Origin of the sequence: Hymenobacter miniatus (genome assembly GCF_016427455.1) — a bacterium.
In the GTDB taxonomy this organism is placed as follows: domain Bacteria; phylum Bacteroidota; class Bacteroidia; order Cytophagales; family Hymenobacteraceae; genus Hymenobacter; species Hymenobacter armeniacus.
The window spans coordinates 186433-210990 of the sequence record NZ_JAELXR010000001.1; the positions used below are offsets into that span (position 1 = coordinate 186433).

General features: G+C 60.4%; 22 protein-coding genes. 18 read left to right on the forward strand and 4 right to left on the reverse strand.

The features are described from left to right. The first annotated feature begins 61 nt into the window (after positions 1-61). On the forward strand, positions 62-2146 hold the full coding sequence (locus tag JAO73_RS00775; protein ID WP_198975279.1) for an ABC transporter ATP-binding protein: 2085 nt from the start codon (positions 62-64) through the stop codon (positions 2144-2146). 336 nt (positions 2147-2482) lie between these two features. Continuing rightward, positions 2483-4966, forward strand: a complete 2484-nt coding sequence (gene rnr, locus JAO73_RS00780; RefSeq protein WP_198975280.1) for a ribonuclease R — start codon at positions 2483-2485, stop codon at positions 4964-4966. Positions 4967-5197: 231 nt separating this feature from the next. Here rnr and JAO73_RS00785 read toward each other — a convergent pair whose 3' ends face one another. Continuing rightward, positions 5198-5434 (reverse strand): hypothetical protein, encoded by a 237-nt coding sequence (locus JAO73_RS00785; RefSeq protein ID WP_198975281.1) that lies wholly within the window; start codon positions 5432-5434, stop codon positions 5198-5200. A gap of 153 nt (positions 5435-5587) precedes the next feature. Between JAO73_RS00785 and JAO73_RS00790 the strand changes: the two genes are divergently transcribed. The 3 genes from JAO73_RS00790 (at position 5588) to JAO73_RS00800 (ending at position 7587) form a co-directional block, all read left to right on the forward strand. Further along, positions 5588-6559: a polyprenyl synthetase family protein gene (locus tag JAO73_RS00790; RefSeq protein ID WP_198975282.1), complete on the forward strand. Its 972-nt coding sequence runs from the start codon at positions 5588-5590 to the stop codon at positions 6557-6559. A 6-nt stretch (positions 6560-6565) separates the two neighbouring features. Continuing rightward, positions 6566-7216 carry a rhomboid family intramembrane serine protease gene (locus JAO73_RS00795; RefSeq protein WP_317191182.1) on the forward strand — a complete coding sequence of 217 codons (651 nt, stop codon included), beginning with the start codon at positions 6566-6568 and terminating at the stop codon, positions 7214-7216. Between the two features lie 101 nt (positions 7217-7317). Next, complete coding sequence (locus tag JAO73_RS00800) at positions 7318-7587, forward strand: PLD nuclease N-terminal domain-containing protein (protein ID WP_190926304.1); 270 nt, start codon at positions 7318-7320, stop codon at positions 7585-7587. 87 nt (positions 7588-7674) lie between these two features. Here the strand turns inward: JAO73_RS00800 and JAO73_RS00805 are convergent, their stop codons facing one another. After that, complete coding sequence (locus tag JAO73_RS00805; RefSeq protein ID WP_190926306.1) at positions 7675-8298, reverse strand: hypothetical protein; 624 nt, start codon at positions 8296-8298, stop codon at positions 7675-7677. A 139-nt stretch (positions 8299-8437) separates the two neighbouring features. Here JAO73_RS00805 and JAO73_RS00810 point away from each other — a divergent pair, with 139 nt between their 5' ends. Together JAO73_RS00810 and JAO73_RS00815 are read left to right on the forward strand one after the other, a co-directional pair. Next, entirely contained in the window at positions 8438-9292 is an 855-nt protein-coding gene (locus JAO73_RS00810; protein ID WP_198975283.1) for a glycerophosphodiester phosphodiesterase family protein, read from the forward strand. Between the two features lie 205 nt (positions 9293-9497). Next, positions 9498-9941 (forward strand): helix-turn-helix domain-containing protein, encoded by a 444-nt coding sequence (locus JAO73_RS00815; protein ID WP_198975284.1) that lies wholly within the window; start codon positions 9498-9500, stop codon positions 9939-9941. Positions 9942-10224: 283 nt separating this feature from the next. On the opposite strand, the gene JAO73_RS00820 is transcribed toward JAO73_RS00815, so the two are convergent. After that, positions 10225-10533 carry a DciA family protein gene (locus tag JAO73_RS00820; RefSeq protein ID WP_198975285.1) on the reverse strand — a complete coding sequence of 103 codons (309 nt, stop codon included), beginning with the start codon at positions 10531-10533 and terminating at the stop codon, positions 10225-10227. Between the two features lie 70 nt (positions 10534-10603). Then, positions 10604-11719, reverse strand: coding sequence for a DNA replication/repair protein RecF (gene recF / locus JAO73_RS00825; protein WP_198975286.1), 1116 nt, complete (start codon positions 11717-11719; stop codon positions 10604-10606). Positions 11720-11931: 212 nt separating this feature from the next. Here recF and pdhA point away from each other — a divergent pair, with 212 nt between their 5' ends. The 11 genes from pdhA to JAO73_RS00880 all read left to right on the forward strand — a co-directional run bounded on the left by pdhA (position 11932) and on the right by JAO73_RS00880 (position 24510). Next, on the forward strand, positions 11932-12963 hold the full coding sequence (pdhA, locus tag JAO73_RS00830) for a pyruvate dehydrogenase (acetyl-transferring) E1 component subunit alpha (protein WP_198975708.1): 1032 nt from the start codon (positions 11932-11934) through the stop codon (positions 12961-12963). Positions 12964-13078: 115 nt separating this feature from the next. After that, positions 13079-13846, forward strand: a complete 768-nt coding sequence (locus tag JAO73_RS00835) for a tetratricopeptide repeat protein (protein ID WP_198975287.1) — start codon at positions 13079-13081, stop codon at positions 13844-13846. 123 nt (positions 13847-13969) lie between these two features. Then, positions 13970-14446, forward strand: coding sequence for a 6,7-dimethyl-8-ribityllumazine synthase (ribH, locus tag JAO73_RS00840; protein ID WP_190926316.1), 477 nt, complete (start codon positions 13970-13972; stop codon positions 14444-14446). A gap of 183 nt (positions 14447-14629) precedes the next feature. Next, positions 14630-15013, forward strand: coding sequence for a TraR/DksA family transcriptional regulator (locus tag JAO73_RS00845; protein ID WP_190926318.1), 384 nt, complete (start codon positions 14630-14632; stop codon positions 15011-15013). A 154-nt stretch (positions 15014-15167) separates the two neighbouring features. Beyond that, entirely contained in the window at positions 15168-17102 is a 1935-nt protein-coding gene (locus JAO73_RS00850; protein WP_198975288.1) for a pseudouridine synthase, read from the forward strand. Between the two features lie 139 nt (positions 17103-17241). Further along, positions 17242-17982 (forward strand): type III pantothenate kinase, encoded by a 741-nt coding sequence (locus JAO73_RS00855; RefSeq protein ID WP_198975289.1) that lies wholly within the window; start codon positions 17242-17244, stop codon positions 17980-17982. Further along, complete coding sequence (bamG, locus tag JAO73_RS00860; protein WP_198975290.1) at positions 17969-19312, forward strand: BamG family beta-barrel-assembly machinery protein; 1344 nt, start codon at positions 17969-17971, stop codon at positions 19310-19312. Before JAO73_RS00855 ends, bamG begins: the two co-directional genes overlap by 14 nt. 27 nt (positions 19313-19339) lie before the next feature. Continuing rightward, positions 19340-19909 (forward strand): LPS export ABC transporter periplasmic protein LptC, encoded by a 570-nt coding sequence (gene lptC / locus JAO73_RS00865; protein ID WP_198975291.1) that lies wholly within the window; start codon positions 19340-19342, stop codon positions 19907-19909. Positions 19910-19933: 24 nt separating this feature from the next. Further along, entirely contained in the window at positions 19934-20197 is a 264-nt protein-coding gene (locus tag JAO73_RS00870) for a hypothetical protein (RefSeq protein WP_198975292.1), read from the forward strand. Positions 20198-20373: 176 nt separating this feature from the next. Continuing rightward, entirely contained in the window at positions 20374-22497 is a 2124-nt protein-coding gene (locus tag JAO73_RS00875) for a peptidylprolyl isomerase (protein ID WP_198975293.1), read from the forward strand. Positions 22498-22686: 189 nt separating this feature from the next. Then, positions 22687-24510, forward strand: a complete 1824-nt coding sequence (locus tag JAO73_RS00880) for a tetratricopeptide repeat protein (RefSeq protein WP_198975294.1) — start codon at positions 22687-22689, stop codon at positions 24508-24510. Positions 24511-24558 lie beyond the last annotated feature (48 nt).

The window sequence follows — 24558 nt, forward strand, 5'->3', positions numbered from 1 at the left end:
CTGCGTACTTGACGTTCTTGCGTACAGAAACCACCCCAACCTGCCACCCATAATTCCCTCCGTGCCCAACCCGCTGCTCACCGTTTCCAACCTCACCATTGACTTCTCCAGCCACCGCGGCGACGTGCGGGCCGTGGACAACGTGTCGTTTGAGCTGAACCGGGGCGAAACGCTGGCCATTGTGGGCGAATCCGGCTCGGGCAAATCCGTGACGTCGCTGGCGCTGCTGGGGCTGATTCCGATGCCGCCCGGCCGCATTGCCAGCGGCGAGGCCATTTTCCAGTCCGAAAAGCTGGGCCAGACCGACCTGCTGAAACTCTCCGAAACCGACCTGCGCCAGGTGCGAGGCAACGACATCGGCATGATTTTCCAGGAGCCGATGACCTCGCTGAACCCCGTGTATACCTGCGGCAGCCAGGTGGTGGAAGCCCTGCGCCTCCACACCGACCTCAGCGAGGCCGGGGCCAAGGCCCGCACCATCGAGCTATTCACCGAGGCGCAGCTGCCGCGCCCCGAAGCCATTTTCGGCAGCTACCCGCACGAAATTTCGGGCGGCCAGAAGCAGCGCGTCATGATTGCCATGGCCATGGCCTGCCGTCCGGTCCTGCTCATCGCCGACGAGCCCACCACCGCCCTCGACGTGACCGTGCAGGCCCGCATGTTGCGCCTGATTGACGACCTGCGCCGCCAGCACAACACGGCCGTCCTCTTCATCACCCACGACCTCGGCGTGGTGGCCGAAATCGCCGACCGCATTCTGGTGATGTACCGGGGCAAGGTCGTGGAACAGGGGAGGGTGCTGGATATTTTTTCAAATCCGCAACATCCGTACACAAAAGGCCTGTTGGCGTGCCGTCCGCGCCTCTCGGTGGGCAAAAAACGCCTCCCTGTGGTGGCCGATTTCATGCGGGAAGACGCCAGCGGGCAGCTTTTGGCCCAGCCCGCGCCCGTGCTTCCGCTGCCAGATGAGGCACTTGCGGAATCTTCGCCCGAAGTGGAGGCCCAGCAGTTACACGATAAAATCGAAACCGCCAAAACGTTCCCCGTGGAACATGGCGTTTTGGGGGATGTTCCACGGGCGGAAACGGGCGTGGCTCCGGTCACCTCACCCCCTGACCCCCTCTCCCGCGGAGAGGGGGCACCGGCTCTGCGCGGTGACGAATTCAATGTTTCAAAAGAAGCGCTAGCCACTTCTGATTCTTCAGTTTCATCGTCTGCTCTGAACTCGTCTTCCGCTCCGAGTTCATCCAATGCTTCAATCCAACCGTCAGGCTCCCCCTCTCCGCGGGAGAGGGGGCCGGGGGGTGAGGTGAACAGAGCCGCGCCATTGCTAGAAGTAAAAAACCTCCAGGTCTACTTCCCGCTCCGCAAGGGCTTCTTCCGCCGCGCCACCGATTACGTGCGGGCCGTCGACAACGTCAGCTTCACGCTCTACCCCGGCGAAACCATCGGCCTCGTGGGCGAGTCGGGCTGCGGCAAGACCACGCTGGGCCGGGCGTTGCTCCGTCTCACGGAACCAACGGCGGGCAGCATCCTGTTTGAAGGAACCGATTTGGCGAAGCTGTCGAGCGGGGAGTTGCGCCGCCGTCGGCGCGATTTGCAGCTGGTGTTTCAGGACCCCTACGCGGCCCTCAACCCGATGCTGACCGTGGGCGAGGCCATCTGGGAGCCGATGCGCGTGCACAACGTGGGCGGCACCCGCCAGCAGCAGAAGGCCCGGGTGCTGGAGCTGCTGCGCACCGTGGGGCTGCGCGACGAGCATTTCCAGCGCTACCCGCACGAGTTCAGCGGCGGGCAGCGGCAGCGCATCTGCATTGCCCGGGCGCTGGCCTTGCAGCCCAAATTGATTGTCTGCGACGAGTCGGTTTCGGCCCTCGACGTCTCGGTGCAGGCGCAGGTCCTGAACCTGCTCAACGACCTCAAACGCGAGTTCGGCATCACCTATCTTTTCATCACGCACGACCTGTCCGTGGCCCGGTTTATGAGCGACCGGCTGCTGGTCATGCACCAGGGGCGCATCGTGGAAAGCGGCCCGGCGGCGGCCATCTACGCCGCTCCCCAACACGAATACACCCAAGGCCTGCTAGCCGCCATCCCGAAGGACAGCCTGGCGGATATCGAAGCCGCCGTAGCCAGCCGGGCGTAGCTAGGCTGTAGCGTGGACTCTGCGAGTCCGCGCATCGTTGGGCGGTATACCGTTCGTCCAGGCGCGGACTCGCAGAGTCCACGCTACAGGGTTCGCGCTACTCCGCGCTTGCCTCAATACCTTGCGCCGCCAGACGCTACTTAAGCAGCGTTGGCGAAGCTCCAGATTCTGGCTGCTACCGCGTCAATCTCAACCCCGCGTGGACTCGCAGAGGCCGCGCTACAACCTCCCGGCCCGGCCCGCGTTTCACTAAGCGGCGCGGCCCAGCCAGCCACTCATTTTTCCGCTCTCGCCGCCTGCGACCAAACCACTTTTCGGCGGCCACTTTTTACCCAAATGAATACCCCCGAAAACTCCCGGGCTCCCCGCGCCAAGCGCGAAAAGCCCGAACCCGCGGCCATCACCCAAGACCAAGTCCTGCGCGTCTTCGCCGACAATCCCACCAAAGTCCTCGCCTACCGCCAGCTCTCGCGCCGCCTCGGCGTCACGACCAAGGGCCAGCGCGAGGAGATTTTTGCCCACATCAAGGTGCTGCGCAAAAACGGCCTCATTACGCTGCTCCAAAACGACGAATATCGCCTCGCCGATACCGACGCCGTGGCGGCGGCTCTGATGCCGTCCAGCGCCAAAAAATCAACCAAAAAAGGCGACTCGCCCATTGCCCCGCCCCGCAACCGTTCGGTGCAGGCCGAGTTCGGCCAGGACCCCATTGTGCACCGCCGCCGCTCGGCCGGCTTCGACTACGTGGACGGCGACGACCGCCCCGAGCGCGCCCCGTCGAACACCGTCATCGGCACCGTCGATTTGGCCACGCCCAACTTCGCCTTCGTGGTGCCGGAGGGTACGGGCGAGCACGACGACATCCGCGTGTTCACCGACCAGCTCAAGTTTGCCCTGCAGGGCGACGTGGTGCGGGTGCGCCTGCGCAGCGGCTCGCGCGACGGCCGGCCGATGGGCGACGTGGTGGAAGTGCTCAAGCGGGTGCGCCCCGAAATCGTGGGCCGCATCCAGATTCAGGGCACGCTCGGCTTCGTGAAGCCCGACAACCGGAAGGTGTATTTCGACGTGTTCGTGCCGCCGCATTTGCTGCACGAGTCGCGCAACGGCGACAAGGTGCTGGTCCGCATCAACGAGTTTCCGGAGGACAGCAGCCGGCAGCCGGTGGGCGAGGTCATCCGCAACTTCGGCGCGGCCGGCGGCAACGAGGCCGAGATAAACGCCATCATGGCCGAGTTCGGCTTGCCCTTCGAATTCCCCTCCGAAGTGGAGGAGGAATCGGAAGGCATCAGCGAGGTAATTGCGGAGGATGAAATTGCCCGCCGCCGCGACTTCCGCCACATCACCACCTTCACCATCGACCCCGCCGACGCCAAAGATTTCGACGATGCCCTGAGCATTCAGAAGCTGGAAAACGGCCACTGGGAAATCGGCGTGCACATCGCCGACGTTACCCACTACGTGCGCCCCGGCACCGAGCTCGAGCGCGAGGGCAAGCACCGCGCCACCTCGGTTTACCTGGTCGACCGCGTGATTCCGATGCTGCCCGAGCGCCTCTCGAACGGACTCTGTTCGCTGCGCCCGCACGAGGACAAGCTGACCTTCTCGGCCGTGTTCGAGCTCGACGAAAACGGCAAGCTGTACGAGTCATGGTTCGGCAAAACCATCATTCACTCCGACCGCCGCTTCAGCTACGAGGAGGCGCAGGAGCGCATCGAAAGCAAGGAGGGCGATTACGCCGAGGAGATAAATCTGATGAACGGCATCGCGCATAAGCTGTGTGCGCTGCGCTTCAAGCAGGGTGCCATCACCTTCGAAACCCAGGAGGTGAAGTTCCGGCTAGACGAGAACGGCAAGCCCCTTGGCGTGTATGTGAAGGAGCGCAAGGACGCGCACAAGATGATTGAGGAGTTCATGCTGCTGGCCAACCGCAAGGTGGCCGAGTTCGTGTTCAACCTCAAAAAGACCAAGCCGCGCTTCACCATGGTGTACCGCACCCACGACGCGCCCGAGCCCGAACGCCTCCAGACCTTCGCCCTCTTCGCCCAGAAATTCGGCTACAAGCTCAAGCTCGAAAACCCGAAAAAAATCAGCACCGAGCTCAACAACCTCAGCTCCGAGGTGATGGGCAAGCCCGAGCAAAACGTACTCCAGGGCCTGGCCATTCGCACCATGAGCAAGGCCATCTACACCACCGAGCCGCTCGGCCACTTCGGTCTGGCCTTCGACCACTACTCGCACTTCACCTCGCCCATCCGCCGCTACCCGGACATGATGGCCCACCGCCTGCTCGAGCACTACCTGCTCGGCGGCAAGAACGTGGCCGTCGAGCCTGTGGAAGAGGAGTGCAAGCACTCCTCGGCTCGCGAGAAGCTGGCCGCTAATGCCGAGCGCGCCAGCATCAAATTCAAGCAGGTCGAGTTCATGGCCGATGAAATCGGCAACACCTTCAAGGGCGTGGTATCGGGCCTGACGGAGCGCGGCATGTACATCGAAATCGAGGAGAACAAGTGCGAGGGCATGGTCCGCATCAGCGACATTCCCGGCGACGAGTACGAGCTCGATAAGGACAACTACCGCATCGTGGGCCGCCGCAACAAGCGCATCATCCAGTTCGGCGACGAGATGATGGTAGTCGTAAAATCCGCCAACCTGCTCGACCGCACCATCGACTTCGAGCTAGTCGACGACCGCCCCGACCACATTAAAAAGCGCGAAGCCGACGAGCGCAAGCAGCGCAGCAGCGAGCCCCGCGGCTACCGCGACCACAGCGGCGGCAAGGGTCATAGCAAGGGTGGCCACAAGGGCAACAAGCGGCGGTAAGCTGTTTGTCATTGCGAGGGGAGCGCAGCGGACCGCGGCAATCCTTCCTCTCGAAGCGACAAACCTTGAGATGCGATAAGCTCTCTTTCCAGCCAAACGTAAGCCCCGGCTCTACCTAGAGTCGGGGCTTTTTCGTCTAGCTTTACCAGTACCCCGCAGCCCTCACTGATGCTCCGATTTATCAAGTACACCTTCTCCTCAATTGGCTTATTGTATCTGACGTTTCTCAACTCAGCATACAAGTTGCATTACGGTGAACATGGGCGGGAGTACTTCAATGATGATTCCATCTTCTTCGGGATGATGCTGTCCGGCTTCTTGCTGCTTGTGCACCTTTTCAGCATCTTCTTGGCGACCGTAGTTATCCGAAAAGGCAGGCCTGAAAAAGCCGATATTTTCTTCGCGCTTGCCTTTCTCTTGCACCTTGGCTACTGGATTTATTGTGCCAATAGCGGAGCAGCGATGCATGAACAATGAGAAGCTCTAAAGCTCGGTAAGCCCCAACTACAACCAGAGTCGGGGCTTGTCGCTTTATCAGGCGCTTGGCTTCGAGAGGACGGATTGCCGCGTTCCGTTGCGCTTCACTCGCAATGACAGATGCCCCCGTTCTTTGCACCACTTATGACCCCAGCCGACTTCCCCGCTAACATCACCGCTGCCCTGGCTCAACTCGACTACGGCCAAGCCCCCGATACCCTCTACGCCCCCATCCGCTACATCATGGGCCTGGGCGGCAAACGCATCCGCCCGCTGCTCACGCTGCTCGGGGCCCACCTCTTCACCGACGACCTCAGCGGCATCCTCAAGCCCGCCCTGGCCACCGAAGTCTTCCACAACTTCACCCTGCTCCACGACGACCTGATGGACCAGGCGCCTCTGCGCCGCGGCCAGGCCACCGTGCACGAGAAGTGGAACTCCAATGTCGCCATCCTCTCCGGCGACGTGATGCTGGTGCGCGCCTACGAGCTGTTCCTAGAAGTGCGGCCCGAACTGCTCCCGCGCATCCTCGCCCGCTTCAGCCAGACGGCCGCCGAGGTCTGCGAAGGCCAGCAGTGGGACATGAATTTTGAAACCGAGCCCCAGGTTAGCATCGCCCAATACCTAGACATGATTCGCCTGAAAACGGCCGTCCTCCTCGGCTTCTGCCTGGAGCTGGGCGCCCGCTTGGCCGGCGCTTCGGGGGAAGACGCCGAGCACCTTCGCCAGTTCGGCACCGACATCGGCCTGGCCTTCCAGCTACGCGACGACCTGCTCGACGTGTACGGCGACGCCGCCACCTTCGGCAAGCGCGTGGGCGGCGACATCATTTCCGATAAGAAAACCTTCCTCCTGCTCTCCGCCCAAGCCCAGGCCAGCACCGCCCAGCAAGCCATCCTGGCCCAGCACATCGGCCAGCCTGTAGCTGATGCCGATACCAAGGTGCAGGCCGTGCGCGCCATCTACGACGAGCTCGAAATTCGCCCGCAGACGGAGGCACTCATCAACACTTACTTCCAGGACGCGCTGCAGCATTTGGAGCGCGTAGCGGCGCCAAACGAGCGCAAGCAACCCCTGCATCACCTCGCGCTCCAGCTCATGGACCGCGAAAACTAATCTTCTGTGCTCAGTCCCGTTCTCATTCTCATCGGCCTCACGGTCGCCATTTCCATCTATGCTTGGTCGAAAGACGAGTTGATGAACTCCTGGATAATGGACCCCTACCGCATGGCCCGCTCCGGCGGCCAGTGGTACCGCCTGCTTACTTCCGGCTTCCTGCACGCCGACTGGGCCCACCTCCTGTTCAACATGTTTGCCTTCTACTCCTTCGCGCCGGTCGTGTTGGGGTCGCTTTATGGTGGCTACGGCCAGGGCGTAGGCCTTGGGTTGTTTCTGGTGCTGTACCTCGGGGGCATCATCCTTTCCGATTTGCCCACCTACTTCCGGCACCGGCACGACCCCGGCTACCGCAGCCTTGGGGCTTCGGGCGGGGTGTCGTCGGTGTTGTTTGCCAGCATTCTGCTTATGCCGGTTGCTCCCGCCGGGCAAGGCATCATCATTTTCCCCATTCCGGTTCCCATTCAGCCGTTCCTGTTCGGCTTCCTCTACCTCGCTTATTCCTACTACATGGCCCGCCGCCGCGCCGACAACGTGAACCACGACGCTCACTTCTACGGGGCGCTCTTCGGCGTAGTGCTGCTACTTGCCTTCATTCCGGCAGCCGGCCCTTCCTTCCTGCAGCAAATAAGCTTGTTTATTCAGTCAAAGTTTTGATTTACAACTATTTATAATAGTAATATTGTTTTTAGATAATCTATTTTTAAAGCGTTGCGTAATGAGGGGCAAGTTCATTCTTTCACCTTGCCCTCTTACTCATGAACACCCTTCGTCACTTCGCTTCCCGCTTGCCCCTCACGGCCCTTTTGCTTCCCCTGATGCTGCTGGCCACTTCCTGCAGCCGTTACAACGACAACGGTAGCCTGTCCATTGCCGGCGTCATCTACCTTATTCTCGCCATCGCAGCTGTTATCAGCCTGCTGAAACAAGACTGGAGCTTGGGCAAGAAACTTATCTGGGGCGTCATTATCTGGTTCTTCCCCATTGGCGGTTCCATTATCTACTTCCTCTTCTCGGGCCGTAAGTAGTCAATTCACCCGGCTTCCAACAAAAAGCCCCGACCATATACGGTCGGGGCTTTTTGTTTGGGTATGAGGAACAGTTGGTAGTCCGTTTTACCGGTTCAACAGTCGCTTCTTTTCAAGGCGGGCCACGCCGCGCAGCAGTTCGCCGCTGTTCGTGATTTGAGTCAGCTGCCAATGGTCGCCCTGCCGGCGCATCTTCACTTCCACTACCATCGTGGTGTCGTATTTCGGCTGCGTCACTTCCAAACCTACAAAGGCATTGTCGCCCTCCTCCCGGGTGTATTTGATTCCTTTAAACTCGCTTTCCGGACTCACCACGCGCCCAGCCAGGCCCGTCAGCGAGATGTTCACCAGTCGCTTCGGTGCGGCCGCCGCAGCTGCTTCCAACGAGCCTGTCTCGACGTAGCGCTGCACTTCCTGCCGCGCAGCCTTGGCCAGCGTGGGCTTGAGCATGCGCAGGGCGCCACCCATCATCAGGCTGCCCCCCGGCAGCAAAGAAGTCAGCGCCGAGCCCTGCTGCGCCACGTCATCTACCAGATGCGAAGTGACGCTGTTTACGTCCACGTACTTTTCAAAGGAAGCCATGTCGTGAGCCTGCACCGCCGCCGCGGCCGACACCAGAGCACCCTTGGGGCCATTTTTCAGACTCCGATAGTAGTAATAGCCTCCGGCACCCAGCGCCAGTAACAACACAAGTAGAAGCAGTTTTTTCATGAAAGCGTATGCCTGATAAGTGAGCTGCAAAAGTACCCTACACAGCGGGTAAAAAGCGGCTATGGCTTCCTGCCATCAGCTGTTCCCTCCGGCACGTTCGGGCCGCCCACAACCAATTTGTTTCCCTTGCCTAATCAATATGAATTCTACCGTTCGTCGTCGTCCCGAAGTACACGGCCACCGCGGCTGCCGCGGCCTTCGTCCCGAGAACACTCTCTCCGCCTTTCTCCACGCGTTAGAGTTAGGCGTCGACGTGTTGGAAATGGATGTTGTCATTTCGGCCGATAAACAAGTTCTCGTCTCGCACGAGCCTTGGCTCAATCCGCTGTTTTGTCTCAGCCCCCAGGGGCATCCCATCGCCGTAGATGCGCCTTCGCAGCAACACAACCTGTACCGCATGCCCTATGCCTCCATTCGCCAATGCGACTGTGGACAATCGCACCCGGGCTTCCCGGAGCAAGTAGCTGTCCCCTCCTACAAACCGCTGTTGAGAGAAGTTCTGGCCGCGGTTGAAAGCGCGGCCTTTCGGCTTGGGCGTCGCCCGGTAGGTTATTCCATTGAAATAAAAAGCGACCCCGAATACGATAATATCTTTTCCCCAGCACCCTCCGATTTTCTGCCTTTGGTGCTGGCTGAACTCACTTCCATGGGCGTGCTTTCGCGTACCACGCTTCTTTGCTTTGATGCGCGCATACTTCAGCTGGCCCACCGCGCCTTGCCTTCACTTGCCACTTGCTTGCTGCTCGAAGCTCATCAGCCTTGGATAGAGAGTGTGCAGCAACTAGGCTTCGTTCCAACTACCCTGGGTCCCGATTTTCATTCTGTTTCCGTTACGGCTGTTACAGCCCTTCGCACCGCATTCCCCGGTCTTCGCATTGTCCCTTGGACTGTAAACGAGCCAGACGACCTGCGTCGATTTATACGGCTTGGTGTAGATGGTATAACCACCGACTACCCCGACCGACTTCTGCCGCTGCTTGGCCATCTATTTTAAGCTCTTTGCCTTCTACCAAGCTATTGTGAGCTAGTACAAACCGATTCGAGCAGATTGGTGTAATCACACTTCAAGTGTAACACAATTTATTGTTTATACGGTGTTACATTATTTGTAACAAACATATTTTGTAAATGTAACGTTCTGTATAAGTGTAATGCTTGTAATTTATGTACATTTCTGTTCGATATTTATTCGAACATTTTTGTTTAATCTAATTACAAGTAACATATTTGCATCAGCGTTACGCAACACACTCAATATGCCACATCAAGGCGAAATCCTGCAAGAAGCCATCAAAAACAGCGGTATTTCCATTACGCGTATCGTAGAGGAAATGGGAATTACACGTCCTACCATTTATCGTAAATTCAAAGAAGAAACGATTGATTACACCTTTGTAAAAAGAATTGGTGACATTATCAATCATGATTTTTCCAATGACTTTACATCGTTACAACAATCGACGTTGCCATTTGTAACTAATATACAAAAGCCCGCTGTTGCACATACTGTAACGCAACGTGTAGCACAGTCTCAGCAATCAGATTCTGACCCCGCTAAGCAGCTTTTAATACTACAGGCGAAGTATATTTCCCTTCTAGAAGCCTACAATGAACTTCTGTTGAAGGTGTATGGCCCTAAGTGACAAAAATGTTCCACGTGAAACATTTTTGTTCGTGTCTGAGCAGAGCGATGAACACGCAATTATTGTTGGACGTGAAAAGCGTAAGCCGAAAGGATTGCTGAGCCAACCGAGTTCCTGTTCCTATACACTATACACCCCGAATTTTGCCGGACCAGATTACGCTGGATTGCTGCTGATGGCACGCAAGCCGAGACTGTCGGACTGTGAGGAAGTGGGCCCGAAAAGCAGTCCTGACCCAAGGCTATGGATAGGGCGGTGGTGCAGGAAAGAGGAGGCCGGACGCCTAAAGGAAAATAACCTCGGTAACCACCGTTTCGCCTACTTCGGCATTGATGAGTTCGGCTACCCGAGTCTTCGCCATGAGCAACTCGTGCTTAAGGGGAGCTGAAGTAAGGCGCACAAAGAGGCGGCCTTTGTTGACATATACTTCCTGGGTTTTCAAAGCCACAGCCTTACCCATAACCCGTTCCCAACTCGACACCACCGTCACCTCATTGAGCTTGCCTTGCAGGCGGTAGGTGCGGACCAATGCTTCGAGCCCTTCCTTAAGAGAGATGTCGCCGGAGCGGGAAGAGGAGGGATGCTTTTTCACAGAACAGTCGACCTAAATCACGGGCAAAGAAGGCCCGGTTTTGCAGCGCAAAGGTAGCGCAAGGGTAGCGCTAAACGGGCGCCACACTGCCATCTTGCACCCGAAAACGGAGGATAGGAATGGTGACGCGGGAAAGGGCCCGGTCGGTTCGCTCTAAATTAGTATCGGTCAAAAATACCTGCCCGAAAGTTTCATCGGCCACCAATTCAAGGAGGCGGGCAATGCGTTTATCGTCCAGCCGGTCAAAGATGTCGTCGAGCAGTAAAAGGGGTTTGTGCTGCTGCTTGGCTGCCAGCATTTCAAACTGCGCCAGTTTGAGCGCAATGGCGAAAGACTTCTGTTGACCCTGCGAGGCGTGGGTTTTCACCGGCAGCTCATCCATAAGGAAAACAAAGTCGTCGCGGTGCGAGCCGGTAGTACTGCGCTGCAGGGCAAAGTCGCGCCGCTCATTCATGCGCAGCAGCTGCGCAAAATCGGCGCCAATGAGTTGGCTCTTGTACGTGAGCGTGACGACTTCCCGGCCATCGGCCAGCTGCTGGTAGTGCCGCTGAAATATAGGCACGTACTCATCCAGGAATGCTTGGCGCAGGAGGGTAAGCTGCTGGCCGATGGGGGCCAACTGTTCATCCAAGGCCAGGAGGTATTCACGGTCGAAGCCATGCGCGGGCCGGTCACTGCCTTGCTTGAGTACCGCGTTGCGCTGGCGGAGCAAAGCATTGTAGGCAATGAGTAGTTCAAGAAACTCGTGGTCTAACTGAGCCATGAGGCTATCAAAATACTTGCGGCGCTCCTCGCTGCCTTGGCGGATGAGGTCGGTGTCGTAAGGCGAAATCAGCACAGCAGGGTAGCGGCCGATGTGGTCGGCCATGCGCTCATACGCCTGCTTGTTGTGGGTAAGGGTCTTTTTTTGCCCAGCGCGCAGGCTAACCTGAATGGTTTCGGGGCTAGTGGGCAATTCGGAGCTAAAAACACCCTTAACTACAAAGAAATCAGCGCCTTGCTTGATGCAAAGGGCGTCAGAAGAGCTGATGGCGCTTTTGGTGAGCGACAGGTAGTGAATGGCGTCAAGCAGATTGGTTTTTCCGCTGCCATTGTCGCCGATGAAGCAATTGAGGCCCGGGGAAAGGCGAAGCGCCGCGTCGTCGTAGTTTTTAAAAAAAAGCAGCTGGAGGGAGTCAAGGGTCATAAGGTTCGGTATTGCCAGCACTTTTACGTAATTTCGCCCTCCCAACGCGAAATATTCTTTTCCTCGAACTTGCTATGGCGGATACGAAAGTAAAAGCTGCTTCCAAAAAAACGACGGCATCTAATGGCGCAGCTGCAGCCAAAGCAAACGGCAAAGCCGCCCTCACCGGCGGCCAGCCCGACCCGGTGATGCCCGGCACCGATGCGCCCGAAATGGGGGCTTCCGGCACCGACCTCTCCCAGGAGGCGAAGGCGGGAACAAACTTCCCGAAGGAAACCTACCTGCGCTGGTACGAGCAGATGCAGCTCATGCGCAAGTTTGAGGACAAAGCCGGCCAGCTGTATGGCCAGCAAAAAATCAAAGGCTTCTGCCACCTCTATATCGGCCAAGAGGCCTGCGTGGCCGGTCAAGTGTCGGCGTTAGAAAAGGGCGACAAATACATCACCGCTTACCGCGACCACGCGCACCCATTGGCGCTGGGCACCTCGCCCAATGCCGTGATGGCCGAGCTGTTTGCCAAAGCCACCGGATGCTCGAAGGGCAAAGGCGGCTCGATGCATATGTTCGACAAAGAGGTTGGGTTCATGGGCGGCCACGGCATCGTGGGCGGCCAAGTGCCGATGGGTGCCGGCATTGCCTTTGCCGAGAAGTACAACAAGACCGGCAAGCTCTGCATCTGCTCGATGGGCGACGGCGCCGTGCGCCAGGGCGCCCTGCACGAGGCCTTCAACATGGCCATGCTGTGGAAGCTGCCCGTCATCTTCGTGATTGAGAACAACGGCTACGCCATGGGCACCTCGGTGGCCCGTACTTCGAACGTGACCGACCTCTACAAGATTGGCCTGAGCTACGACATGCCTTCGGAACCGGTGAACGGCATGCGCGTGGAAGACGTGCACGAGGCCGTGGCCCGCGCCGCCGAGCGCGCCCGCGCCGGCGAAGGTCCCACGCTACTCGAGTTCAAGACCTACCGCTACAAGGGCCACTCCATGAGCGACCCCGCCAAGTACCGCACCAAGGAAGAACTGGAAGACTACCGCCACCGCGACCCCATCGAAGCGGTGCGCCACACCATCCTCACCAACAACATGGCGACGGAGGCCGACCTCGAAGCCATTGATGAGCGCGTGAAAGGGCAGGTGGCCGAGTCGGTAGAGTTTGCCGAGAGCTCCCCTTACCCCACGCCCGACGAGCTCTACAAGGACGTGTACGTGCAGGAAGATTATCCCTATATCCACGACTAAACCAGGAAGGGCTGTGAGCGAATAGATGGCAGCCATTAGCTTTACAGATTCTAACCACCCCGATTGTTAACTAAAAGCTAGCAGCTGACGGCTAATAGCTAGCAGCTTCTCTGATATGTCGAAGATTCCGTACACTGGCAAAAGCCAGCAGGCCCGCCAGGGGCAAGTAACCCAGAACGTGCCGGCCGACCCGCTGGCGCCGGCCGAGAACCTGCCGGCCGAAAACCCGTTGCTGGAAGACCCGGATGCCCTGGCTGCCCGCTTGGCCGAGTCGGAAGATTTCGTGCGCAACAACCGCAACGTGCTACTGACCATTCTGGCCGTGGTGGTACTGGCGGTGGTGGGTGGCTTCGGCTACTACACCTGGCGCAACCAGCAGGACCAGAAAGCGCAGGCCAGCATGTTCCGCGCCGTGAACAATTGGGAAGCCGACTCGTTGAACAAGGCCATCAAGGGCGACGGCAAAGCGCCGGGTCTGGTGACGGTGGCCAACGAATACGGCAACACCAAAGCCGGCAACCTGGCCAACTTCTACGCCGGTGTGGCATCGTTGAAGCAGGGCAAGTTCAAAGAAGCCCTCGACTACCTCGAAGACTTTAGCTCCGACGACTACTTGGTGCAGAGCCGCGCCTATGCCTTGATGGGCGACGCGCAGCTGGAGCTCAACAAGCCCAAGGAAGCCGCCGACCTGTACGCCAAAGCCGCCGACCACAACGCCAACGAGTACTTCTCGCCCGGCTACCTGATGAAGGAAGCCACAGCCCGCGAAGTAGCCGGCGACACCGAAGGCGCTGTGAAGGCGTACGACCGCATCATCAACGAGTACCCCACGGCCCAGGAAGTAGCCGAAGCCCGCCAGTACAAGGCCAAACTGGCCAAATAAAGATTTAGCTTACCGGTCATCCTGAGCACAGCGAAGGACCTTGTCGCATCCGAACGAAGCTCGTTCAACCGTGATGAGGTCCTTCGCCGCGTTCAGGATGACGCTTTTTTACGCATCATTCCCATGGCAACTGCCCTCCAGAATCTGAGCGACTACGACGCTTCCTCCTTCATCGACATCAGCGAAAAGCGGTTTGGGCTGGTGGTGGCCGACTGGAACCGCGAGATAACCGACGTGCTGAGCGCCGGTGCCTACGAGACCCTGCTCAAGCACGGCGCCAACCCCGACAACATCTTCCGCAACACCGTGCCGGGCAGCTTCGAGTTGACGCTGGGAGCTCAGTTCTTGGCGCAGCACGACGAGATGGACGCGGTAATATGCCTGGGCGTCGTGATTCAGGGCGAAACCAAGCACGACGATTACATCTGCCACGCCGTGGCGCAGGGCATCACCAACGTGGCGCTGAAATTTAACAAACCGGTCATTTTCGGCCTTGTGACTACTAATACCCTGGAGCAGGCCTGGGACCGGGCCGGCGGCAAGCACGGTAACAAGGGCGTAGAAGCCGCGGTAGCCGCCATCCAAATGCTTGGCTTTTAGCCTCGCAAGGAAAAGCGCATGAAAAGCCGTAGCTTTGCGGCCGCAAATGAAGCACGCAATTGCTTTAGGCAAAGGCGATAGGCCTTTTTAAGGCCCGCTAAACCTTTTATCGCCCCATGGCGTTGCCGATGCGGCGCAGAAGCAATTTCATACCATACTTCGCAGTCTTTTTTTACCCATTCGATGAACGACGACAACATTCGCTATTCCCGGGAGGACCTCAACGAGTTCGACCAGATTATTCAGGAGAAGCTGACGGCGGCTCGCAAGGAGTTGTCCTTCATCAAGGAGACCCTGAACCGTAGCAACGACTCCGGCACCGACACCACGGCCTCGTCGGCCAAGGTGCTGGAAGATGGCGCCGACACCGCCGAGAAGGAAAGCATGAACCAGCTGGCTTCGCGTCAGATGAAGTTCATCCAGCAACTCGAGAACGCCCAGGTCCGCATCAAAAACGGCACCTACGGCGTGTGCATCGGCACGGGCAAGCTCATTCCCAAAGAGCGCCTGCGTGCGGTGCCCCACACCCAGCATTCGATTGAAGCCAAAATGGCGCGCCGCGACTAAACGGCAACAACTTCTTAGTGGTCGGTACTGCGCCGGCAGTAGTCAGAATGTTTTTTGCGTTGACGCTGTTCAACCGCTCTGACTACTGCCGGCGCAGTACCGGCCGCTCTTTTTAACCTGTACCGTAGCGATACGGCACGCAACCTTTCTCTCCATGGGCAAGAAGCATTTTTCTGACAACAAGGCGGACCGTCGCGGCGGCCGCAACACGGGCGGCCCCGGCGGCTTTGGCAACAACGAGCGGACGGGCCAGGGCGGCCCGGCCGGCCGCAGTGCCGACCGCGGCGAGCGGGGTGGCTACTCCAGCGCCCGCCCCGGCAACGGCCGTCCGCCCACGAACGGCGCCTTTGGTCGCCCGGCGGGTGGGGCCTTCGGTGGCCGCAGCTTTGGCGATGGCGAGAAGCGGCCGTACGGCGCGGGCAACCGCGAAGGCGGCAGCGGTTTTAACAAAGGCTTTGGCGGCAATAAGTTTGCGCCCCGGGAAGTTGGCCAGCGCGAGCCGGGCGGTTTCCGCCCCGGTGCCGACCGTGACCGGCCGCGCGTAGGCAAAGAGCAGCGCAGCGGCACCGGCTACGGCCGCACCGCCGAGCGAAGCAGCTTCGGCGACGAGCGCCGCGGCCCGGCTTCGGCCGACAGTCGTCCCATCCGCGAGTACCAACCCAAGGAGAACTGGCAGGGCCAGCCCTACCGCCGCGAGGGCGAGAAGGCCGTGCCGCGCGGCCTGCCCGGCGAGCGCAACCGCAAGTTCCAGAAGCAGAATCCCAACGCACCGCAGGACGAAACCACCTATTCACGTCCCGGCAGCAGCTTCGGTCGCAGCACCCCGCGCGAGCCCGAAGATTTCCAGCGCAGCGAAGAGCGCGGCCCAAACCGGCCCATCCGCGCGGCGCGGCCGTTTGAGGCCAACCCGCCGCAGCCGCGCGAAGAACGGGGCGAGCGACGCGGCTTCGGTGCCGACCGTGACGAGCAGGGCGCCGCCGACTACCGCGCCGACCAGGCCGCTTTCGGCCGGAAGTTTACGCCCGGCGCCTTTGGCCGGCGCGATGGGGCCCCGGCGGGCCGCAGCACCGGCGAGCGCCCCGGCAGCTACGAAAAGCGCGGCCCGAAGGAAAAGTGGGCGCCCGCACCCGGCAGCTTTGCCGAGCGCCGCGAAGCCCTGAAAGCCCAGGAGCGCAGCGTGCGCCGCTCGGGCACCGGCTACGGCGCCAGCGTGGATAAGCCCCGCCCGGCCCGCCCCGTGGGGCTGGACAACCGCGCCGACAAGCCCCGCTACGGCGAAAAGCCCGGCGAGGCGCCCGACTACAAAAACCTGAAGCACTACGAGCAGGACAAGAACCGCGGCAATAAGCGTCGGCGCGAAGAAGCCGATGACTTCGGCACCGACGAGACGCGCCTGAACCGCTACATCGCCAACGCGGGCATTTGCTCGCGCCGTGAGGCCGACGCGCTGATTGCCGCCGGCGAAATTCGGGTGAACGGCGAAGTGGTGACGGAAATGGGCTACAAAGTGCAGCCCACCGACACGGTGCAGTACGGGAAAACCAACTTGAACCGCGAGAAATCGGTGTACGTGCTGCTGAACAAACCCAAGGACTTCATCACCACCACCGAAGACCCCGAAGGCCGCCGCACGGTGATGGACCTGGTGGCTGGCGCTTCGAAGGAACGCATCTTCCCGGTGGGCCGCCTCGACCGGAACACCACGGGCCTGCTGCTGTTCACCAACGACGGCGAGGTGGCTCAGAAGCTCTCGCACCCCTCGCACAAGAACAAGAAAATCTACCAGGTAGAGCTTAGCCGCCCGCTCACGGAAGAAGACCTTGGCAAAATCGCCGCCGGCCTGGAGTTGGAAGACGGCAAAGCCGTGGTGGACGACGTAGCCGTGGTGGCCGGTAATGCGCACTTCGTGGGCATTGAAATTCACATTGGCCGCAACCGCATCGTGCGCCGCATTTTCGAGCACCTCGGCTACGAAGTGGTGGCCCTAGACCGGGTGCAGTACGCCGGCCTCACGAAGAAGGACCTACCCCGCGGGAAATGGCGTTTCCTGAGCGAGCAAGAGGTAATTCGTTTGAAGTATTTCCTGTAGGGTCTGGATGACGCAAAAGAAAATGGGAACGTCATGCTGCGCGTGTCGAAGCATCTTAACCTCACGCAAGGAGTAGTTGCGCGGTAGAAATGCTTCGACACGCGCAGCATGACGTTTTTCTTTTAACAGCTGCAAAAACATGCACACCCTTGCCCTCGACATTGGCAACACGGCGGTGAAAGCCGGCTGTTTCGATGGCCCGGCGCTGCGCGAAATGGCGGCGGGCCTCACGGCGGCCGAGGTGCGCGCGCTGGTGAAGCGCTGGGCGCCCCAGCGCCTCATCGTGGCCTCGGTGGCCGAGGCCGCTGTGCTGGCCGTGGAAGAACTGCAGGACTTGGTGCCGGGCGAAATCCTGGCGTTTAGCCCGGGCATTACGCCCATGCCCCTGCGCAATGCCTACGCCACGCCGCATACCCTGGGCGCCGACCGGCTGGCAGGCGCCGTGGGCGCGGCCGGCTTGCGGCCGGGACAGGACACGCTCATCATCGACGCAGGCACGGCCTTGAAGCTCGACCTCGTGACGGCCGACGGCACCTATCACGGCGGCAGCATTGCGCCGGGGCTGGGCATGCGGCTGCGGGCGCTGCACAGCTTCACCGGGAGGTTGCCGCTGCTGGAACTGCCGGTCCTCGATGCAACGATTCCGCTGGTGGGCGACTCCACTAGCGGGAGCCTGCTGAGCGGCGTGGTAAACGGGGCCGTGGCCGAAATCACGGGCCTGCTGGCGCAGTACCAGCAGCGCTACCCGCGCCTCGGCGTGCTGCTTACGGGGGGCGACGCCGCTTTTCTGTCGGCCCGCCTCCCGGCTCGTATCTTTGTGGTGCCTGAGCTGGTGCTGCTCGGCCTAAATCGGATTTTAGCTTATCATGTTGTCAAATAAAGAGATGGGGCGCACGGGGTTGGGCCTGGTGCTGGTGGGGTCGATGGTGTTGCTGGCCGGTGGCGCGCAAGCGCAGGGCCTCGGCAACTCGCCGTATTCGCGCATTGGCTTGGGCGAGTTCAACGCCAATACCGGCGGCGTGCGCCAGATGGGCATGGGCGGTGTGGGCCTGGCTGCGCCCAACGCAGTGAATGTGAATGAGCTGAACCCGGCGTTGCTGTATTACACCAACCGCACCACGTTTGAAGCGGGCTTCAACGGGCAGTACAAAACGGTGAAAAACGCCACGGCTTCCAACCGCAGCGGCAGCGGCACGCTGGGCTACCTGGCCTTGTCGGTGCCGCTGAGCTCGAAGTGGGCCGCCGCCGTGGGCCTCAAGCCCCTGAGCGCCGTCGACTACGAATCGAACATCCTGCAGGCGGTGGTGAACACCCCCACCAGCCAGCCCGCGCAGTCGCTGAAGCAATACAGGGGCGAAGGCGGTATTTCGGAGGCCTACCTGGGCCAGGGGTTCCGCGTGGCCAAGGGCCTGACGCTGGGCTTCACGGCGTCGTACGTGTTCGGGGTGATTGACGAAACCACCGCTACCACCGTGTCGACGACTGACAACAGCATCAGCTCGGTGAAGGTGGTGGAACGGCAGCACACGCGGTACTCGGACTTCGCCTTCCGGGCTGGCGGGCACTACCGCAAAAGCATCGCCAAAGACCTGAGCGTGAACCTAGCCGGGGTGTACAGCTTCGCGCACAACCTCAACGGCCAGCAAACCAACACCCAGGAGCGCGAAAACGCCGATGGCACCCTCAATAGCGCGCCTACCACCATCAGCGACGGCCGTGGTAGTTCCTATGTGCCGGCTCTGGCGCAGGTGGGCGTCAGCTTCGACAACGAGAAAAACTGGAGCCTCAACCTCGACGCCGCGCAGCAGCAGTGGTCGAAGTTCAGCAACTTCAACGGCACGGGCCCGGCCCTGAGCAACACGCTGCGCGTGGGCCTGGGCGGGGAAATTACCCCGGACCCCGGCTCGGTAGAGCATTACTTCCAGCGCGTGTCGTACCGCGCCGGCATCAGCCTGGGCCAGATGCCGTACCAAGTAAATGGCAAGACGCTCTACGACCGGTCGGTGAGTTGGGGTTTTGGCTTCCCGCTGCCCACGGCCTCGGCCCTGGAGTCGACCACCATCAGCCTGGGCTTCACCTACGGCGTGCGCGGCAACACCGACGTGCTGAACGCGTCGCTGGGCACCAGCAACGTGCAGGAAAACTACATCCGCGGGCAGCTGGGCATTACGCTGAACAACCGCTGGTTCATCAAGCGCCGTCTGCAATAAATTTCGCCCTCACCACAGCCAAACGACGTGCGCACAAACAAGCAGCAAGGGTGGAGGAGTGCGGCGGGCCTAGTGCTGACGGTGCTGGCCCTGACCAGCTGCGACAAGCAGAAGGTGACCGGCCCCACGCTGGTGTACACCGGCCCGCTGATGGAAACCACCAACGTGGTGGAACTCATCAGCGACTCGGCCAAGCTGAAGTTTCAACTCACGGCGCCGCTGCAGCAGCAGTTTGAAAACAGCGACTTCGTGTGGCCCAAGGGGGTGAAGGTAACCTTCTACTCACCCGACGGGAAGAAGACCGTCGTGAACACCCTGACGGCCAAGTACGGCAAGTACGACAAGGCCAAAAACCTCTACACCATGCGCGGCGCGGTGCAGGTGGTGAACGTGCCCAAGGCCCAGCGCATGGACACCGAAGAGCTGTTTTTCGACAAGAACAAACAAATTATCTACACCGACTCGGCCATGGCTGTGCGGGTAGAAACGCCCACGGAAATCTTGTCTGGACACGGCCTTTGGGCCAAGCAGGACCTGAACCCCTACCGCATCTACAACCCCACGGGCATCATCGACAAGGTGGGCGCGGGCCTCTAACGCGCCCGGCCGGCATTGCTGCTTATGAAATTCGATAAATCCCTGCTGCGCACCGTCCTATTCGCCGTGGGCGTGGTGGCGCTGGTCATTGGCATTTACCAGACCATTTACTACAACGACCTGGGCCGCAACTATTGGATTTTCATGGTCTCGATGCTGTGCTGGATGCCCTTGTTGTACTGGCGGCAGCAGGAGCGGGTGGCCGCCAAAATAGCCGAGCAGGAAGCCAAGCTGGCCCGGCAAAACCGCGCCAAAACCCCAGCGAAATCAATCAAAAAGCGCCGCTAAGCCGGCGCCGCCGGGTTCGCCACAACGCGCATGCCCCGGCTAACCACGGCTAACGAGGTGGGTTTTAGCGGGCTAGTTTGGGACTTTAAATCCGGCAAAACTTTGATTCCCGGCCAAATTCTGGTTATTTTGCGCCTCTTTTGACCAATACAGACGCTGAATTTTTTGACAAGTAAATGGCTTTAATTAACACGATTCGGGAAAAATCAGGCGTAGCGGTGGGCCTTGTGGCCATCGGCATGCTGCTCTTCATTGTGGGCGGCGACCTGGTGGGCGGTAAAAACCGCCTGTTTAACCGCAACGACACCGTGGTAGGCGAAGTGGCCGGCCAAAAGGTGGAGCTGGAAGAATACAATGCCTCTCTGGAGCAAGCCAAGCAAGCCTTTGCGGCCCAGCAGCAGCGCCAGCCCGACGAGCAGGCCCTCGGCTACCTGCGCGACCAAGCCTGGAACCAGACCATCTACCGCCTGGCCTTTCAGCCGGAGTGGGAAAAGCTGGGCCTGACCGTGAGCGACGACGAACTGTGGGACATGGTGCAGGGCGACAACGTGAACCCCGGCATCAAGCAGGCTTTCACCGACCAGAAAACCGGTCAGTTCGACAAAGCCCGCCTCATCCAGTACCTGCAGAACCTCGACAAGCTGCCCCCCGAAAACCAGGCCGCCTGGCGCAACTTCGAAGCCAACCTGCCCGCTGAGCGCCTGGCCAACAAGTACAATGCCCTGCTGAAAAACTCGGTGTACGTGACCTCGGCCGAAGCCAAGCGCTTCGGGATGAACCAGAACACCAAGGCGGTGGTGAAGTACCTGTTTGTGCCCTACGCCACCATCTCGGACTCGGCCGTGAAGGTGACCGACGAGCAGCTGCAGGCCTACCTCGACAAGAACAAGAGCAAGTACAAAGTAGAAGAAGGCCGCTCGGTGGAATACATCACCATTCCGGTGGTGGCCTCGAAGGAAGACAGCGCAACCGTGAAGAGCCAAATTGCGGAGCTGACCACGCAGTTTGCCTCGGCCCCGGTCGACTCGCTGTTTGTGATGCAGAACTCGGAGCAGCCCTACAACAAGGCCTTCCGTAGCCCCGCCGACCTGCCCGAGCAGCTGCGCAAGCAATTGCCCCTCTCCACTGGCAAAGTGTATGGCCCTTATGCCGAAGCCGGCACGTACTCGCTGTACAAAGTGACGGGCGTGAGCACCGGCAAAGACGCTGCCGCCCGTGCCAGCCACATCCTCATCAAGCCCGAAGGCACCACGCCCGAAGCCAAAGCCGCCGCGAAGGCCAAGGCCCAGGACATCCTGAACAAAATCAAAGGCGGCGCCGACTTTGCGGCCATGGCCCGTCAGTTCGGCACCGACGGCACCAAAGACCAGGGCGGCGACCTCGGCTGGTTCGGCCAGGGCCGCATGGTGCCCGAGTTCGAGAAAGCCATTTTCGGCGCCACCAGCCCCGGCCTGTTGCCCAACGTGGTGGAAACCTCGTTTGGCTACCACGTCATCAAAATCACGGCCGTGCCCACCAAGCAAACCTATCAGGTGGCCGAAGTGAAGAAGACCATTGCCCCAAGCGATGCCACCCGCGACGCTGCCTACGCCCGCGCCCAGGCCCTGAAAGGCCAGGCCACGGACCTGGCCAGCTTCCGCGCCCTGACCACCAAAGACAAGACCTTGGTGAAGCAGGAAGCCAAAAACATCGACGCTTCGGCCCGCACCGTGAACAGCCTGCAGAACGCCCGCGAGATGGTGCGCTGGGCCTTCGGCTTCAACCCGAACGGTGCCAAAACCAACGTAGGCGACGTGTCGGAAGTGTACGAAATGGGCGACCAGTACGTCATTGCGGTCCTCACCGATGAGCGCGCCAAAGGCACCGCCACCGTGGAGAGCCTGCGTCCCGAGCTCACCGCCCTGGTGCGCAACGAAGAGAAGGCCAAGCAAATCATGGCCAAGCTGCCCACCGCCGGCACGCTGGAGGAAATGGCCGCCAAATACGGCCCCACCGCACAAGTAGGCACCGCCGACAACGTGGTGCTCGGCCAGGGCAGCCTCACCAACGTGGGCTTCGAGCCCCTGGCCGTGGGCAAGGCCTTCGGCCTAAAAACCGGCCAGAAGTCGGCCCCCATCCAAGGCGAGCAGGGCGTGCTGGTGGTAGAGCCCCAGACCGTGACCACCGCCCCGGCGCCCGCCGACCTGAAAGCCGTGCAGCAGCAGCTGGCCCAGCAACGCGCCCAGCAGCAGGACGGCAAGATTTACGAGGCCATCAAGGCCCACGCCAACGTGAAAGACAACCGCGCCAAGTTTTTCTAAGGCGCCCAACCGCTGGCTTAAAAAGGGCCGTACCTTCGGGTGCGGCCCTTTTTCGTTTTTCGGCGTCATTGCCCGCGGCGCCGCAAATCGCCGGGTCACGCCTGGGTAGGCATTGAACGAACGCGCTGGCGCCCAACGTTTGCGTTCAGCGCCAAGCCCTCGGCCACCGAATCCTTCGTAATACATTTTATGCGTTCGCATTCCTTCCTCCTTGCTGCTTCCCTGCTGTTGGCGCTGCCGGCGCAGGCGCAGCCCACCAAAACTTGGGGCCCGGTGAGCAGCACCGCGCTGGCGCAGGACTACGCCCGCCGCGGCGAGCACGAGAAGGCGGTGTTTCTGTTTGAGAAGCTTTCGGCCGAAGAGCAGGCCAGCCTGGCCGTGTTTCCGGTGTATCTGAATTCGCTGCAGGCCCTGAAACGTTATAAAGACGCCGAAAAAGTGGCCAAGAAAGCCGCGAAGCTGCACCCAGAGGACGCCACGTATGGCGTGGCCCTGGGGGGCGTATACGCGGCTGCCAGCGATAAATCCGCGGCCGACAAGCAGTGGCAAAAGGTGCTGGCCCAGCTCAGCACCGCGCAGGTAGTGCCCGTAGCCACCGAGTTTGCCCGGCGCGAACTGCCCGAATGGACCGAGCGCACCTACCTGCGCGGCCGCGCCCTGGCCAAAAACGACACGGAGTACGCTCCGCAGCTCATCCAGCTCTACACCCAAACCCAGAACCAGCCCCAGGTGCTGGCCGAAACCCTGCACTTGGTGGCACAGGATGAGAAGCAGTTGCCCTTTGTGCGCAACATGCTGCAGAATGCCCTGCGCGAAGACAAGGACTTTGATGCCCTCGAAAAGCTCCTACTGACCGCCACGCAGGAGCACCCCGACCAGGCGGCCTACAGCGAGCTGCTGCTTTGGCTGCAGGTGCAGCGCAAAGATTTTAGCGGGGCGCTGGTGCAGGCCCGGGCCCTCGACCGGCGCAGCAAAGGCGAAGGTCGCCGCGTGATTGAACTGGCCGCCATTGCGCAGCAAAACAAGGACTACGAAAGCGCCATCGACGGCTACGCTTACGTGGCGAAGGAATACCGCAACGGCCCTTACGGCAATTTTGCCCGCCAGCGCCTGCTGCAAGCGCGCGAAGCGCAGGTAAGCACCACTTACCCCGTCGACGTGGCCAAAGTGCGCGCCCTGGTCACGGAATACGAGCAGCTACTGACCGAGCTGGGCCGCACCCCCGACACGGCCCCCGTGCTGCGCAACCTGGCCAACCTGTATGCCTTCCAGCTCAACGACCGGCCCAAGGCCATGACCTTGCTGCAGGAAGTCATCGACATGCCGCGGGCCAGCGACGACGTGGTGGACGAGGCCAAAATCACGCAGGGCGACCTGTACCTGCTGAAAGGGGAGCCCTGGGAGGCCACGCTGCTGTACTCGCAGGTGGAAAAGTCGCACAAAGACTCGCCCTTGGGCTACGAAGCCAAGCTGCGCAACGCCCGCCTGAGCTACTACGCCGGCGATTTCAAGCTGGCGCAAAGCCACCTCGACATCCTCAAAGAAGCCACGACCCGCGAGATTGCCAACGACGCCATGCAACTCTCGCTGCTGATTCAGGACAACACCGTGGAAGACACGCTGGGCCTGGGCCTCAAGGCCTACGCGGCCGTGGAGCAGCTGGTGTTTCAGAACAAGATAAAAGAAGCCATTGCCGGGCTTGACGCCCTGCTGGAGAAGTTCCCCGGCCATTCGCTGTCCGACGACACGTACTACCTCAAGGCCCAGCTGCAGCGCCGCACCGGCGACTTCCCCGGCGCCATCGCCACGCTCGAGCGCATCACCAACAACGTGAAATATGACGTGCTGAGCGACGACGCCCTCTTTCTCATGGCCCGCATTCAGGAAGAAGACCTCAAGGACAAAGGCAAAGCCCAGGAGCTGTACAACCAGGTGATAGTGAAATACCCCGGCAGCATTTACGTGGCCGAAGCCCGCAAGCGCTTCCGCAAGCTGCGCGGCGACGGGGTGTAACGCCCCAAGCACCGCTTGAGCTACTACCCAAAAAACACGAACATCAGC

Bases quoted from the DNA above. Each gene is read 5' to 3' on its own strand.
- rnr (WP_198975280.1), top strand. From the start codon at position 2,483: ATGAATACCCCCGAAAACTCCCGGGCTCCCCGCGCCAAGCGCGAAAAG.
- JAO73_RS00785 (WP_198975281.1), bottom strand. From the start codon at position 5,434: ATGCATCGCTGCTCCGCTATTGGCACAATAAATCCAGTAGCCAAGGTG.
- JAO73_RS00790 (WP_198975282.1), top strand. From the start codon at position 5,588: ATGACCCCAGCCGACTTCCCCGCTAACATCACCGCTGCCCTGGCTCAA.
- JAO73_RS00800 (WP_190926304.1), top strand. From the start codon at position 7,318: ATGAACACCCTTCGTCACTTCGCTTCCCGCTTGCCCCTCACGGCCCTT.
- JAO73_RS00805 (WP_190926306.1), bottom strand. From the start codon at position 8,298: ATGAAAAAACTGCTTCTACTTGTGTTGTTACTGGCGCTGGGTGCCGGA.
- JAO73_RS00810 (WP_198975283.1), top strand. From the start codon at position 8,438: ATGAATTCTACCGTTCGTCGTCGTCCCGAAGTACACGGCCACCGCGGC.
- recF (WP_198975286.1), bottom strand. From the start codon at position 11,719: ATGACCCTTGACTCCCTCCAGCTGCTTTTTTTTAAAAACTACGACGAC.
- pdhA (WP_198975708.1), top strand. From the start codon at position 11,932: ATGGGGGCTTCCGGCACCGACCTCTCCCAGGAGGCGAAGGCGGGAACA.
- JAO73_RS00835 (WP_198975287.1), top strand. From the start codon at position 13,079: ATGTCGAAGATTCCGTACACTGGCAAAAGCCAGCAGGCCCGCCAGGGG.
- ribH (WP_190926316.1), top strand. From the start codon at position 13,970: ATGGCAACTGCCCTCCAGAATCTGAGCGACTACGACGCTTCCTCCTTC.
- JAO73_RS00845 (WP_190926318.1), top strand. From the start codon at position 14,630: ATGAACGACGACAACATTCGCTATTCCCGGGAGGACCTCAACGAGTTC.
- JAO73_RS00850 (WP_198975288.1), top strand. From the start codon at position 15,168: ATGGGCAAGAAGCATTTTTCTGACAACAAGGCGGACCGTCGCGGCGGC.
- JAO73_RS00855 (WP_198975289.1), top strand. From the start codon at position 17,242: ATGCACACCCTTGCCCTCGACATTGGCAACACGGCGGTGAAAGCCGGC.
- bamG (WP_198975290.1), top strand. From the start codon at position 17,969: ATGTTGTCAAATAAAGAGATGGGGCGCACGGGGTTGGGCCTGGTGCTG.
- JAO73_RS00870 (WP_198975292.1), top strand. From the start codon at position 19,934: ATGAAATTCGATAAATCCCTGCTGCGCACCGTCCTATTCGCCGTGGGC.
- JAO73_RS00875 (WP_198975293.1), top strand. From the start codon at position 20,374: ATGGCTTTAATTAACACGATTCGGGAAAAATCAGGCGTAGCGGTGGGC.
- JAO73_RS00880 (WP_198975294.1), top strand. From the start codon at position 22,687: ATGCGTTCGCATTCCTTCCTCCTTGCTGCTTCCCTGCTGTTGGCGCTG.